The sequence below is a fragment of the Endothiovibrio diazotrophicus genome, from assembly GCF_054657215.1.
Genome location: NZ_BAAHXB010000058.1, coordinates 21,899 through 35,411, shown reverse-complemented (window position 1 = coordinate 35,411; position 13,513 = coordinate 21,899). Strand labels below are relative to the sequence as shown.

General features: G+C 63.1%; 12 protein-coding genes. 1 reads left to right on the top strand and 11 read right to left on the bottom strand.

Features of this window, described 5'->3' with window-relative positions:
• The 9 genes from ACYQ2W_RS14805 to ACYQ2W_RS14765 form a co-directional block, all read right to left on the bottom strand.
• The coding region (locus ACYQ2W_RS14805) for an SNF2-related protein (protein ID WP_459868661.1) at window positions 1-1,808 on the bottom strand (1,808 nt) is incomplete at its 3' end.
• A gap of 97 nt (window positions 1,809-1,905) precedes the next feature.
• On the bottom strand, window positions 1,906-2,991 hold the full coding sequence (locus tag ACYQ2W_RS14800; RefSeq protein WP_459868659.1) for a DUF6094 domain-containing protein: 1,086 nt from the start codon (window positions 2,989-2,991) through the stop codon (window positions 1,906-1,908).
• 88 nt (window positions 2,992-3,079) lie between these two features.
• Window positions 3,080-3,388 carry a hypothetical protein gene (locus tag ACYQ2W_RS14795; RefSeq protein ID WP_459868657.1) on the bottom strand — a complete coding sequence of 103 codons (309 nt, stop codon included), beginning with the start codon at window positions 3,386-3,388 and terminating at the stop codon, window positions 3,080-3,082.
• 103 nt (window positions 3,389-3,491) lie between these two features.
• Window positions 3,492-4,544: a DUF6573 family protein gene (locus ACYQ2W_RS14790; RefSeq protein WP_459868655.1), complete on the bottom strand. Its 1,053-nt coding sequence runs from the start codon at window positions 4,542-4,544 to the stop codon at window positions 3,492-3,494.
• Window positions 4,545-4,617: 73 nt separating this feature from the next.
• Window positions 4,618-5,193, bottom strand: a complete 576-nt coding sequence (locus ACYQ2W_RS14785; RefSeq protein ID WP_459868653.1) for a JAB domain-containing protein — start codon at window positions 5,191-5,193, stop codon at window positions 4,618-4,620.
• Window positions 5,194-5,289: 96 nt separating this feature from the next.
• Window positions 5,290-5,889 (bottom strand): DUF3275 family protein, encoded by a 600-nt coding sequence (locus tag ACYQ2W_RS14780; protein WP_459868651.1) that lies wholly within the window; start codon window positions 5,887-5,889, stop codon window positions 5,290-5,292.
• Window positions 5,890-6,181: 292 nt separating this feature from the next.
• A complete protein-coding gene (locus ACYQ2W_RS14775; RefSeq protein WP_459868649.1) occupies window positions 6,182-6,355 on the bottom strand; it encodes a hypothetical protein in 174 nt (57 codons plus the stop codon).
• A 110-nt stretch (window positions 6,356-6,465) separates the two neighbouring features.
• A complete protein-coding gene (locus ACYQ2W_RS14770; protein WP_459868647.1) occupies window positions 6,466-6,636 on the bottom strand; it encodes a hypothetical protein in 171 nt (56 codons plus the stop codon).
• A gap of 92 nt (window positions 6,637-6,728) precedes the next feature.
• Complete coding sequence (locus tag ACYQ2W_RS14765) at window positions 6,729-7,364, bottom strand: DUF3577 domain-containing protein (RefSeq protein ID WP_459868644.1); 636 nt, start codon at window positions 7,362-7,364, stop codon at window positions 6,729-6,731.
• Between the two features lie 637 nt (window positions 7,365-8,001).
• Here ACYQ2W_RS14765 and ACYQ2W_RS14760 point away from each other — a divergent pair.
• The gene (locus tag ACYQ2W_RS14760) at window positions 8,002-9,678 is read left to right on the top strand and encodes a toll/interleukin-1 receptor domain-containing protein (RefSeq protein WP_459868641.1); all 1,677 of its coding nucleotides are present in this window, start codon (window positions 8,002-8,004) and stop codon (window positions 9,676-9,678) included.
• A 153-nt stretch (window positions 9,679-9,831) separates the two neighbouring features.
• Here ACYQ2W_RS14760 and ACYQ2W_RS14755 read toward each other — a convergent pair whose 3' ends face one another.
• Window positions 9,832-11,076, bottom strand: a complete 1,245-nt coding sequence (locus ACYQ2W_RS14755; RefSeq protein WP_459868638.1) for an IS4 family transposase — start codon at window positions 11,074-11,076, stop codon at window positions 9,832-9,834.
• A gap of 370 nt (window positions 11,077-11,446) precedes the next feature.
• Entirely contained in the window at window positions 11,447-13,504 is a 2,058-nt protein-coding gene (gene topA, locus ACYQ2W_RS14750; protein WP_459868635.1) for a type I DNA topoisomerase, read from the bottom strand.
• Window positions 13,505-13,513 lie beyond the last annotated feature (9 nt).

Genomic DNA, 13,513 nt, shown 5'->3' with positions numbered 1-13,513 from the left:
AGCCCCTTCAGGCGGGCCGTGGTGTCGCGTGTCCCGGTGTAGGTGGTGTAGGCCAGCACGCGGCGCCCGGCCGCCCGTTCCTCCTTGCACCGCTCGATCAACGCCCGCTCCTTCGGGGTCGGCACGCCCTCCTGGGCGATGCGGGGCAGAAAGGTGATCAGCCGCCGGGTGCGCGGATGGGTCACCGTCTCGGGGCGGAAGCAGGTGTCCGGCCAGGCCAGCAGCGAGTTGAGGACCACGCCCAGCAGGCTGTGGTCGCCGACGCGCAGGGCGGCCCGCAGGGCGGTGGTGAGGGCCTCGTTGAGCTTGCCGTAGGCCTTGGCCTGCAACTCGCCCATCGCCACCTCCACCAGCTCCTCGCGGTAGTCGGGCAGCACGCCCGCCCCCAGGTCGGCCAGCTTCAGGAACACCGTGTAGGGGACCACGTAGCGCATGATCCCCAGCGGCCCGAAGCCCGGTCCCTTGGCGGTGTGGATGGTGATCCGCTTGCCCTTGGCGGTGGCGTGATCGCCCTCCTTCACCTCGCGGTGCTTCTGGATCTCCTTGAACACGCCGTGATGCCGCATGAAGGCCATCGCCGCGGTGCCGAGGCTGCCCCGGCCGTTGTAGCGGTAGCCGTCCTCGATCATCCGCTGGGGCATGGCGCGCCACAGAAGATGGAAGAGGTCGTCGCCGTAGCCCCCCATGAGGGTACCGGTGAGCAGCAAAACCTTGCGCGCCTTGGCCGCGAGCACGCCGAAGGCCTGCCCCTGGGAGGAGCCGGCGTTCTTGTACTCGTGGGCCTCGTCGGCCACCAGCAGCCCGAAGAACCCCTGGGGCAGGTAGCGCTTGATCGCCTCGGTCACCTGGTAGCCCCCCTTCGCGAAGGAGAACTCCAGCCGTCCCAGGGCTCGCTCCATGCGCGCCGCCTGCCGGTCGGAGAAGATCAGCTCGCCCGCTTCATCCATCAGGTTGACCACATCGTAGAGGTTGTCGGCGAGCAGCCCGCCCACCACCTCCTCGCCGAAGGCATCGAGGATGCGCTCCGCGGTCTTCGGCCCCACGGTGGGGAGCTGGAGCAGTCCGTCGCGGACCACGGCGCGGTAGTCCCGCGGCGGTTTGCGCGGATGGACCAGGGTCCACAGCGCCTCGCCACACTCCGGACAGGCGGCGCGCTCCTTGGCGAAGCGGTCGGTGTCCGGCGGCAGCGGCTCGTTCGCCTCGTCGAGAAGCGGCGCCCCGCAGCCGGGACAGGCCGCGACCACTTGGCCGAGCGCGGCATCGACCCGTCGGGCGATCACCGGACGCCAGTGGAAGTCCATGCGCATCCGCACCCGGCCGAGCACCACGAAGAACGGGCGCTTGGGGGCCCCCGTGCCGATCAGGGCGCGCAGCGCCATCAGCTTGGCCAACGCATCGGGGCCGTTGCAGACCACCACCGTGGCCTCCGGGATCGTCTCCAGGATCTCGCGACGCCACTTGAAGGTTAAATGTGGAGGGGCGACCACCAGGGTGCGGCGGAACCCCTCGTCGTGCAGGATCGCGGAGGCCGCGATGGCTTGCAGGGTCTTGCCGACCCCCATTTCGCCGTTGAGGATCGCCGCCTTCTCGCCGGCATCGAGCAGCAGGGCGCCGAGCGCCTGGACCGCCGCACGCTGGGCGGTGAAGGGGCGACGCGCCAGGGCGTCCATCACCGCGTCGCGCCGCGGGTTGGGGGTGCCGTCAAAGACCGGCGGGTGCCGGCGGGCGACGGACTCCAGGAGCCCCTCGCCGAACAGGTCCACAAATTCGGCCAACGGAAGCGCCGAGGTATCGAGGGTTGCAGTCATGGGTGTCTCCTCCAGGGAATGGGAACGGGGGAGACACCGGTCCCCGACGGGGAGCGGTCTCCCCGTCGGGGTGGGTGTGTAGGTCGGTTACAGTGGATCAGGCGATCCGCACCAGCTCGCCGAAGCGTTCGCCCGGCGTGAAGTTCCAGGCACTGATCGCCGGCACGAAGCGGTCGGTCAGCACATGGGTCTCGTTGCCTTCGTCGTCGGTGGTGACCTCGCGGTCCTGCACCTTGCGGGTATGGCCCTTGACGACGAAGACGCGCCCGTCCGCCGCCTCCACCGCGCCACCGACCTGGCCGGCCGCCAGGCCCAGGGCGAGGTGCCAGGGACGCATGGCGGTCAGCGGCCGGCGGTGGACGGTGGCCCCGGCGGCGAAGTGGGTGGCGAAGTGACCCCAGAGGGTCGGCCCCTCGGTCAGGGCCTCCGCCAGTTGGCGGGCGTCGAGGGCGGTGTAGCGGAACTGCGGCTCCGTCACGGGGGTCGTCGGCACCGCGTAGGGGGCCTCCTCCCACCGCTCCGGCAGTTGCGGCACTGGCTCGCCCTGTCCGGCGGCCTCCAGCGCCGTGCGGATCGCCTTTTGGCCCGCCTGGGAGCGGTGCCGGCGAATGCCCAGCACCACCACCTGGCGGAAGGCGTCGGTCATGGCGCGGAAGACCCGCACCCGTTCGAAGTGGCGGGCGATCCAACCGGCGAGTTCGGCGTCCAGCGAGTAGTGGGGCAGGATGAAGACCATTACCCCACCGGCTTGCAGCAGCCCGCGGGTCCGTTGGTAGAAGCGCTTCTCCAACCGCTGGCGGCCCGTTCCGGATCGTGCCGACACGGCGGCCTGATCGCCCACCGCGTCGCCATAGGGCGGATTGAGGAACAGCAGCCCGTACTGGGCGGGCCGGGCGGCGGTGAGGAAGAGATCGCCGTGGATGCAGGTGTCGAGCAGGGTCTTGGCGTGGTAGGCCCGCGCCTCGTGGTACTCCACCCCGTGGGCCTCGCAGCGCTCGGCCCCCAGGTGGTGTTTGCACTCGGCCAGGGCGAGCCCCTCGCCGCAGCAGGGATCGAGGATGCGCATCGGTCCCTCCCCGCTCGGGGCGAGGGCCTGGAGAATGCGCTCCAGGGTCGCCTCGTCGGTGGGGAAATAGCCGTTGCGGGCAAAGTTGTTGGCCAGTCTCGGGAAGATCAGTCCCATGGTTCGCTCCTTGGGGTGGTTCAACGCGAGGGAGCACCCCCGGCGGGGCAGGCTCCCCGCCGGGGTGAGTGGTGAATGAAAAAAGCGGTCAGTGCTCGGCGGGCTGTGCCCGCAACACCGCCCGGCGCAGCACCCGCTGGGCGGCGCCCCGGTCGCCCCGCTCCAACTGGAAGAGGGCGCTGGTGGCCGCCTCCAGCAGGGTGTTGGCGTGGGTGATCAGCGGCTCCGCCCGGAGGATGTCGTCGAGACGCGCCGCCTTCCCGTCGCGCTCCTCGTCGGAGTGGAAGGGGGCGGCGACGCCCTCCAGGGCGCTCTGCTCGTCATCCAGGCGGTAGATCAGTTCGCTCGCCACATGGGCGAGCAGGCCATCCAGGTTCTTGAAGTGGGTCAGTTTCATCGGTCTCTCCAGGGTCAGGGTAGGGACGGAGACCGCTCGCCCTCGACGGGGCGCGGGGTCCCGTCGGGGAAAGGAAGTCGTCGGTCAGGTCGTGGGGAGGTGGCTAGTCCTCGTCCGGCATCAGGATGGTGATGACCGGCTCCCCGTTGTCGCCGGGGCCGGAGACCAGCTTCAGCGAGACCTCTCGGGGCCGCACGCCGCGACCGCCGCGGGGAACGCGGCTGATCGTGTAAAGCAACTCGCGGCCGCCATCGCCGCTGCGTCGGATTGCGAAGCGCGCCATGTTGAGCACGTCCCACAACCGTCCGGTTTCGTCCTGGTCGGTCTGCCGGCGGGAGTCTTCGTCCGACCACTCCACGCAGTCCTCCCACACCGTGCGGGTCATGGCCACCGGCCACACGAAACCCGCCTCCCGTGCCTCGTTCGTCGCCGAAACGTCGACGAGGAAGCCGTCCGCGATGGCCTCGGCACGGGTGTAGCGGTGGATCCGCTCGAACCCCGCAAGGGGCTCCTCCTCGATCGCATCCGACGCCGGACTCGCCTCGGCGTGCAGGTCCGATAGATCCGGTAGCGCCGGCATCCCGTCCGCCGGGTCGCGACCCAGCACGTCGGCGCGGATCAGTCGCTGGAGCGAGGCACCGACCCGCGTGTCGTCGGCGAGGTCGATCCAGCAGCCCTGGACGCCCTCGCCCGCCACCGGGCGAATCCACTCCAGCTCGCGAAAGGCGGTCAGCACCGCCCCTTGCCAGTGATCGAGCAGGGGATAGGGGCAGACCTCGCAGAGCAGCGCCCAGAGGCGGTCATCATTCGGAGCCGCCGCGCGTTCCAACAGCAGCGCCCGCCCCCTTGCGCGGTCGGGTTCCACGGTCAGCGGGTCGTAGATGAAGAGCTGGACCAGATCGCCGAACAGCCGGGTCTTTACCCGGCCGGAGAACTGGCGCCACCCCTTGGTCTCGGTGGTCTCGATGACGGTGTCACCGACGGTGAGTTGATGCACCCGCCGGGGGTCACCCGTCGGCAGGCTCAAGCGCGCCTGGAGTTCGCGCACGGCGGTCTCCAGGCCGAGGATGGAGAGAAAGCGCAGCCTCCCCTCCTCCACCACGAAGGCGTCGGAGAAGAGGCCGGCGACCTCTCCCACTTCGAACAGCGTCTCCATGTCGTTCTCCTCCCATTCGGGAAATTGGGGGGAGACGCCCCCCGTGGGGGACGAATCCCCCCGGCGGGGTAGTTCACTCGTTGACGTTGAGCAGGCCGTTCTCCGCGAAGGAGAAGACCGTCTCGCCGACGATGAAGTGATCGAGCACGCGCACCTCGATCAGCGCCAGCGAACGCCGCAGGCGCTCGGTCAGTGCGAGATCGGCGCGGGACGGGTCCACGCGGCCGGCGGGATGGTTGTGGGCCAGGATGACCGCCGAGGCGTTGTGCTCCAGGGCGGAGCGTGCGATTTCGCGGGCGTGGACGGTGATCCCGTCGATGGTGCCGCGGAACATCTCCTCGAAGGCGATCACCCGGTGCTGGTTGTCGAGGAAGACCACCGCGAACACCTCGTAGGGATAGGGCGCGAGCGCCATCCGCAGGTATTCGCGGGACTTCGCGGTGGTGATCAGTGCCTCACCTCGGGCGAAGCGCTCGGCGAGGATGGCGCGGGCCAGGGCGAGCACGCCCTGCTGCTGCGCCTCACTCAGCGCTTGCGGTTGCAGGGGTTCACTCCCCTCCAATGGGAACGACGGCGTGAGCCACGCCCAGTTGTTGGAGATGAGGTTGAACGGCACCGGCGAGAGACCGGTCAGGGTCATCGATTTCATGGGGGCTACTCCAGGAAAGGGACGGAGAGCCCCCTCGCGGGAGAACTCCCCGCGAGGGTGATGAAGTGGGACCGGGGCGTTGCCGCCCCGTCGGGTTCAGTGGTGGGTGGGTTTCACCCACTCCTGTGGGGTGAAGTCGAAGGTCCAGCCGAGCCCGTTGGGCCCGATCCGCGCCACCTGCTGTTTCAACCGCGGGCGCGGGGTCGAGGAGTCGAGCTTCACCCGGTCGCCGGGCTTGGCGTCCCGAATGGCGGGCCAGAGGGGACCGAACAGCGTGGCGTCGGCCGCTTCGTCGTCGCCCTCCTCTTCCACCACTACCGGTGACGGGGTTTCCGTCACGGTGGCTTCGGGTTGGGCGGGCGATTCGACCGCGGGCGATGCTTTGCTTTCCGGCTCGTCATCGTCCGGTTCCGCCACCTCGATGTCGGCGGCCTCGTCGATGGGGCCTTGGACATCGAGCCGGAAGTCGAACAGCTTGGCGCGCAGCTCGACCACCATCCGCCCGTTGGAGAGGTAGCAGGAGGGGCCGATGTGGGCGAGCGTGAAGTGACCCTCGTACTCGCCGTCGTCGAACTGCTCCAGCCGCTTGTCCTTGACCACGAACTCGCCGAGGTCGAGGGACAGGGTGCCGACCGAGAAGGGGCCGTTGCGGCCGTAGACCGTGCGCACGACCAGGGTGCCTTCGGTGTGGTACATGGGGATTCTCCGTGGAAGGGGGAGAACACCGGCCCCGCAGGGGAACCAGGTTCCCCGACAGGGTGGATGGACAACCGGCCCGCCAGGCGGCAGGCGAACGGGACAGCATGCTCCGGACTCCCGAGGGAGCCCCGGCCACACCGGGAGCGGTGGCCGGAAGGACGGCCCCGAAGGGCCAAGGACGTCACTGAGCGGGCAGTGACCACCACGAAAGACCGCTCTCCCCAGAGCAACCGAAGTACCCCTGGGGAGAGACGCCTCTCGGGCCTCTCCCCGGCCAGCCACCGCCGCATCAATCGGCAGCGGCCAGCCGGCGTTGGGTAGCACGCTCCACCACGTCGATGGCGTGGACCCCATCGAGCCCCGCGGCCAGATGGCTCCGGTCCACGGAGGAGGATCTCGACCTATCGACGGCGATGGAGGTGGCGGCCATCACGAGGACCGCGAGCAAGAGAAGGATTCGCATGGGTCGTTCTCCTTGGGGTGGGTTGGACGAAGGGCCTTCCTGAAACCGCCCGGGGGCGATTTCAGGAAGGCCCCGCGTCCCCCCCGAGGGGAGACGGGAACCCGGCCGGATCAGCGATCGACCACCGCCATCCGCTCGGCGTGCGCCTGTTGCCAGGCGGCAGCCGAGCGCTCCAGCGAAGACTGGCCGCCTTGCACGAAGGCAACGGCGGCAACCAGCGCCAGCACGGTGGCGGTCAGATAGCGGTGAACGAGCGCGAACTGGAAGATCGAGTGCAACATCGCGGTCTCCTCCTCGGAAAACGGGGAGACCGCCCCGCCGGGGAGTGGTACTCCCCAGGCAGGTGGTTTGGAATGCCCGAACGGGCGGTGGATCAGGCGGCGAACTTCACCCAGACGTTCTGGTAGTCGGTCTCGCCGTGGCGGAAGCGTCGCTGGAAGCGGTAGCCGCCACCCTTCAGCTGCTCTTTGCGGGCCACGAACTCGGGATCGTCCTTGCGCAGCTCGACGATATCGGCCACTTCCGCCGCCCCGTCGTTCCCGCCATTGGACGCCGCGACCTCACCGGGCAGCGGGTTGTCCCCCTCGGCCTGCTCGTCGCGTGGCTGGTGGAAGACCACCTCGCCGTTGATGGCGAGGTAGGTCACCAGGATCAACCGCCCCTTGATGCAGGCCTGCGGCTTGCCCTGGAACAGCCACTTGTCGGCGTAGAGGTCCCCCGCGCGGAAGCGGGCGACGACCTTGTTCCGCCGCTTGCCGCCACCGTCCTTCGCGTTGACCGCGTCGGCATGGCGCTTCATCAGCTCGCAGGCCTCACGGCCCCGGCAGACGAGGTCGAACTTGGTGTACTCCAGCTCGCCCTTGCGGCCGTGCATGGCGGAGAGGCGCACCGAGGTGAACGGCTTCGAGCGCTTCGGCTGCACCTCGCGCACCTCGTTGACGTAGGCGAGGCCTTCGGCGATCAGGTTGATGAACCGATCGGACTCATCGACAGGGGTGTCGTTGGACATGACGTAACTCCTTGGAAGGAAAGAGCCGGAGAAACGTCAATCCCCTGGCGGGGAGACGAACTCCCCGGCAGGGTGGGTGGTGTGCCATCGAGGATGGCGAGAGGACGGGATTCAACGCGCTCCCAGCCCGAAGGGCCGCCAGCTCGGGAGCTGCTGGCTTAAAGGACGCTCCGAGGAGCGAAAGGGCTTCCGTTTTGGGTCGGAATAACACCTAGCTCCTCTACGCTAGTAGACAACAAGGCATTAGTCAATTAGGACAGTAACAGACTAGTAAAATACGCCTCAACAAACCAATAAAAACAATCGGTTATAGAGCTTGTCTGATACGATTTTCTTGACAAGAATCCACTAACGACTAATGAAATAGTTAGGAGTTCGCTCCTAAACAGCGTCTGCTCAAATGGCTGTGATCGAGCTATTTTCCATCGTCCCGATATAGGGTCTAGATGACTTTATGGCGACGAAGGACATGGAGCCGATAGGCGCGTAATGCCAAGGCTTTTCTGACATCCGATCAGGTTAGTCTGGGCGGCTCATTCTCCTAGGCGATGAGCCACGATAGGGGGAGGCACCCTTCGGGGTGGCATACGCCTTTGCGGCCCTCCCCCCAAACAGAACCATCACTCAGGGATAGACGATGTTTATCACGATTCAGTTTCCGTTTGTCGATGCCAGATGGTTTCTACCTATACCGCCGGAATTCGTCCCAGACAGAGAAAATGCCCCTCCCTCTCCAGACGAAAAGAATTATTGTTCAATAATCGAAAAAAATAGGTTTATTCGTCACTTTGGGGCATTTAAACCGCGGGGATTCATTCCAAACGGGAACAATTCTCCAAGCAAGAAGAAACACAAGAGACCCGCTAAACATTTCAACAACGAGGACCAATGGGCAGCCACAAAAGGCCTATGGATGGATGAGTACATTTTTTCATCCATCCGAAGCGGACTTCATTATCACAAACTCGAAAAACATAATATACTAAAAGGAGAATTACACAATCCGAGATCAAAAATGAGAGCACTTAGAATATTTCCATTTTCGTTTAATCACGCACTGTGGACTCCGTGCATAAGAATTGAAATAGGCATCTTATATGATACCAAAAAGCCATTAACAAGAGACGATCTAGTTAAAACAATAAATGAATTCTTAGAACTTCCCATTACCGTAAAAGAAAAGAGAACTGCAATCGAAAGAATCATCAACAAAAGAAAACCCGAAAGGAAATCCGTACATTCTACACTTGCAGGACGACGCGACGCCCTACGCAGACTAATTGTTAGCGGAACGACATCCCAAACATCTCTAAGAACCAGAGAGGATTTGGTGATATCTGGAACACCACTAATCACTATCCACCATTATCCGGATGAAGCCGAACACATACACGACAACGCAACCAGCATTTCACGATCCACAGCAAAAGGCGAAAAAATATCTTACCAAAGAAGCGGCGAAACGGCTATCGATGCCTGGATATTTGAACTCCCCAAAAGAAACACAAACAAAAGCAAATCATCCAGGCGAATTGAAATTGTGAGAAACAACACAATAGCCATAATGCGCTACTGGTCCGAATGGCAAGGGCTTACCGAAATAATAGATAAAACCCTATCCGAGCCAGGCATTTTTGATGAAGAAAACAACAATTTACTTCAACGATACATAAATGATTCAACAAAGTTCTTGTTCTCAGAAAAGTGGCACGGAGCATCAATAAGCGAAATAAGGAATATGATCAGCGCCTACAGAGAAGCCTATGCTGACGATATTGACGCCACAAAACAAAAACTCAAAGGCCTTCGAGCCCAGATAGCAAGAAAAGCATCCAGAATACATCCAACCAAAGACCTGGTCTTTGTTGGATATAGCCACAAAGACAGCGCCCACTTAAATTCAATCAGAAAAATAATAGAAAGCTCACCTCGACTACCAAGAGAAAGATACTTCGATGACACCACTATCGGCGAGGGACAAGAATGGAACATAGAAATAAAAAGAGCCATTGATGATGCGTCGCTTGCAATCTTACTTCTGAGCGAGAGCTTCAATAACTCCGAATACATTCAGACAAAGGAACTCCCATATCTAATGAAAAGATTCAACAATGGAGCGCTGGATATAATACCCGTACTAGTGGACGGAACCCCCGCCGATTACAGCCCACTAGACAAGCTACAATTCGCCAATGCCGCTCAGCCACTTTCAACCATCACACCCGACGAAATAACTCACATTGCAAACCGCATTTTAAAGCGCATCACCATACACCCTTCACACTCTCTAGAGCACCATTGCATTTGCGACTAAAATGCTGGGCAGCACAAACCGAAGAACAATTCCTGACGCAACATATGGATTCAATAGCCCCATGTCAGGCTCGACAACCATCCAAACCATTTGAATGTGGATATTGAAACTGAAGCGGGAGGTTCAAATCAATGCCATTAAGTTAACCGTAACTCATCGTGTGCGCTTGTAATTTTCCTGAAAGCCGGGCACTTGGACATTCTTCATGTTCCTTGGGAAACTTCGATCAGGACGAACTGCCTCGACGCTTGAAGAGATCTTTTCGAGTAGCGATAGACAGAGTCCCATTGGCGATGCGCAAAGAAATAGCCGCACGATGTTGTTCTTCATCTTTGATAACGCATTGGCGAAATTGACCCGGTAGGAGAGTTTTCGCTGCTGGTAACGGACATCAGCCAGCCATTGCGCCAAGTTGACGAAGATGGAAGTCAGATTCTGGGCGAGGATTTTGGCGTGAAAGTCTTGCAGTAGCGCATGGGGGGTGCGCCCAGAGAAGTTCTCGATCTCCAAGCGCTTCTTTTCACGCTTGTAGTCCTCCTCGACCCCCCAGCGTTTCTGGTAAAGCTTGCCGAACCAGCAAGTGGGATATTCGGCGTCGTCGAGAAGCGAGGTGCCAAGCACTTCGACCTCGCCAGTATTCAGCTCGACTCGAATGAGCCGCATGGGAATCGGGTCCCCGGGGAGCTGGTTGTTCTCGCACTGCCGAGCGCTATGACGACTGGGTTCGAGCACCACCGTACGGCTCTTCTCGCCCGAGGCGACGAATGCCTTCACGGTGGGGTGGAAGTCGTGTTTCAAGCGAGCGCAGTAGTGGCGTTGCTCAATGTGGTGAAAGGCGAAGAGCCAAAACGCCGGATAACCACGGTCATAGAGAACCAGATCGTTGTCCGCCAGTTCCAGCAGATAGTGGGCGGCCAGTTCCCGCTCGCCAATGTGATAGGGCGCCATATCGGCTTGGATAACCAGCTTGTTGAGCACATCGTAGAGTCTGGAAAATCGCGCCAGCGGCACACCGCTCTTCGCAGGACGGCCGAAGTAATCATCGATCTCATCGTGCAGAGGAAGTCGCCCGGTGGAGCCATCGACCGCCAATAAGCGGAAGCCGTTCCAGAGTCGTTGATGCAGGTGTTGGCCAATGGATTCGACAAGGCGATCATTCAGCACCACAAGCGCTCGCGGATTGAACTTCTTTCTGGCTTGGCAGAAGGCGGATGGCGAGACGGAAGGGGCGATTGCCGTGTCGTTCAGTGTTTCGAAAAACTGATCCAGCTCGTCTTGAATGGTTCCTTTACGGAAATTGATCAACAAGGGGACTAGGCGGGAAAGCGGAAGGGAACGGTTGCGTGAAAAATCGGTGTCGCCGCTCTTGGCGATTTGCCGGAACTCGGCGGAATCCACAAATGATTTTATGGGGTTATAGATATTTGAAAATCGCCCTCAGAATGCTTGACATATCCGTTGTGGGTCTCTGCGGCGAGTGTGCCATTTGGGTCTCCGGCTAAGCTTGGTGAGTGTCTGATTATTATAGCATATTCAATGAGTTATTCTTAACTTAATGGCATTGAGGTTCAAATAACTACGCCCCCACCAGACGGCCGCGACACTGCCAACGGCGATCCATAGCCCGTTTGTAACCCGATCTTTCCACCAAAAAACTGACAGATGCTCCCCCGCCCACGAAAGCCGCCACATCCAAACGCCCGCTTCTCACCAAAGTCCCGGAGCACGACCCTCCCCTTTCCACACAGGGGACAGGCATCGCCGACCTTCACGGTGACGTGGCTTTGTTGCGAAACAGCCCCGGCCTTCCGTGCTCATCCGGGCGAGTCTCCTTGCACGCCGGATAGCGGGAACAGCCCCAGAAGGCCCCCTTCGCACCGGTACGCTTGCGCAGGTAGCCATCACACCCGTCCGCCGGACAGGGGTGTTTCCGCTCCTCGTCACTGAGCCACGGCTCGGTGTGGCGGCAGTCGGGATAGGCCGTACAGCCGAGGAACTTGCCCTTCTTTCCGTTGCGCAGCGCCAGGGGCTGACCACACTCCGGGCAGGTCTGTTTCACGATCTCGGCGCGGGTGGCGTCTTTATCCAAGACCACCGGCCGAATCCTGGGGATGGACGCCTCCAGGTCGTCGTCGATCTCAGCCGCCATCCGCGCATAGTCCCCCTGCCCCTGGGCGATCCGATCCAGCCTCGCCTCCATCTCCGCCGTGAAGCGGTAGTCCATGAAACGGAACGCCTCGCGCAGCATGGTCACCACGGCGCGGCCCCGCTCGGTGGGGGTAAGCGGGGCCGCCCCCTTGCCCCGCTTTTTTCCGGCGGAAACATACTCTCGCCGATGCAGGGTGGTCATGATCGAAGCGTAGGTGGAGGGGCGACCGATGCCCAGCTCCTCCAGCTTCCGGTTGAGGGCCGCCTCGGTATAGCGCGGCGGGGGCTGGGTGCGGTGTTCGGTGACGGTGCCGGAGTGCGCCGTCGGTTCGGCGCCCTCCTCCAGCCGGGGAAGCGGCGGCGTCGCCTCATCCGCTTCGTCCTCCAGCGCATGATCGCGGGTCAGGCTGCGCCAACCGGCGACTCGCTCCACTCGGCCACGGGCAACAAAGCGCGGGGTGTGCTCTTCGATCGGCTGAAGGGACTCCAGCTCGACGGTCGTCACCTCATCCACCGCCGCCGTCATCTGGCAGGCCACGGCCCGTTCCCAGATCAAGCGATAGAGCGCAGCGGCAGCCTCCCGGTCCGCGGCGCGTTTCACGTGGTTCAGTTGGCCCGGCTCGATGCGCTCCACCGCGAAGTCGAGCGGGCGGATCGCCTCGTGGGCCTCCTGGGCGCCGGCCGGGGCCTTCCAGGTGTGGGGTGTGTCGGGCAGGAGCGCCCCCTGGCCGTGAGTGAGGAGCCAAGCCCGCGCCGCCTCGACCCCCTCGTCGGAGAGGTTCGGCTGGTCGGTGCGGTGGTAGGTGATCAGACCGCCGTGAGGACCACCGCCTTCGAACAGGGCCTGGGCGAGGCGCATCCCCTCCTCGGCACCGAGGCCGAGGGCGTTGGCGGCGGCCTGGAGCAGGGTGGAGGTGGTAAACGGCGGTGGCGGCTTGCGCCGCGCCTCCCGGCGCTCGATTCCAATGATCCGCAGCGCGCGAAGGGCTGCCACCCGCTCGGCAAACGGGCGGTCGAGCCAGTACGTCTCTCCGTCCTGGAGCAGCGGCGTCGAGTCCCAGCGGGCCGACCACGGCATACCGTCGCTCTCAAAGCTGAGCGTCACCCCGAAGTGGTCGGTGGGCCGAAAGCGTTCGATGGCCTCCTCCCGCTCCACCACCAGGCGCAACGCCGGACTCTGAACCCGGCCGGCGGAAAGTCCTCGGGTACCGGCAGCGCGACCCAGCGCCGGGGAGACCCGATAGCCCACCAGCCGGTCGAGGACCCGCCGGGCATCCGCCGCCCGCACCAGGGCGAGGTCGATCCGCCGCGGCCGGGCGAGAGCGGTCTTCACCGCCCGTTCGTTGATCGCGTTGAAGGTGACGCGCTGGTAGCGCTCATCGAGGCCCAGGGCAGCCACCACATGGTAGGCGATGGACTCCCCCTCCCGGTCGGGGTCGGTGGCGATGTAGATCACCTCTGCGGCCTTCGCCAGCGGCAGGAGGTTGGCCACCGTCTTGCGCCCCCGCTCGGTGAAGACATACTGGGGTCGGTAGTTTGGCGGCTCCACCCCCATCGCCCGCTCGGGGAGGTCGGCGATGTGGCCGAGGCTCGCCCGCACGGTCCACTCCGCGCCCAGCCAAGCAGCGATCTCGCGGGCCTTGGTCGGGGACTCGACGATCATCAGCTTTCGGCCCATGGACGGCTA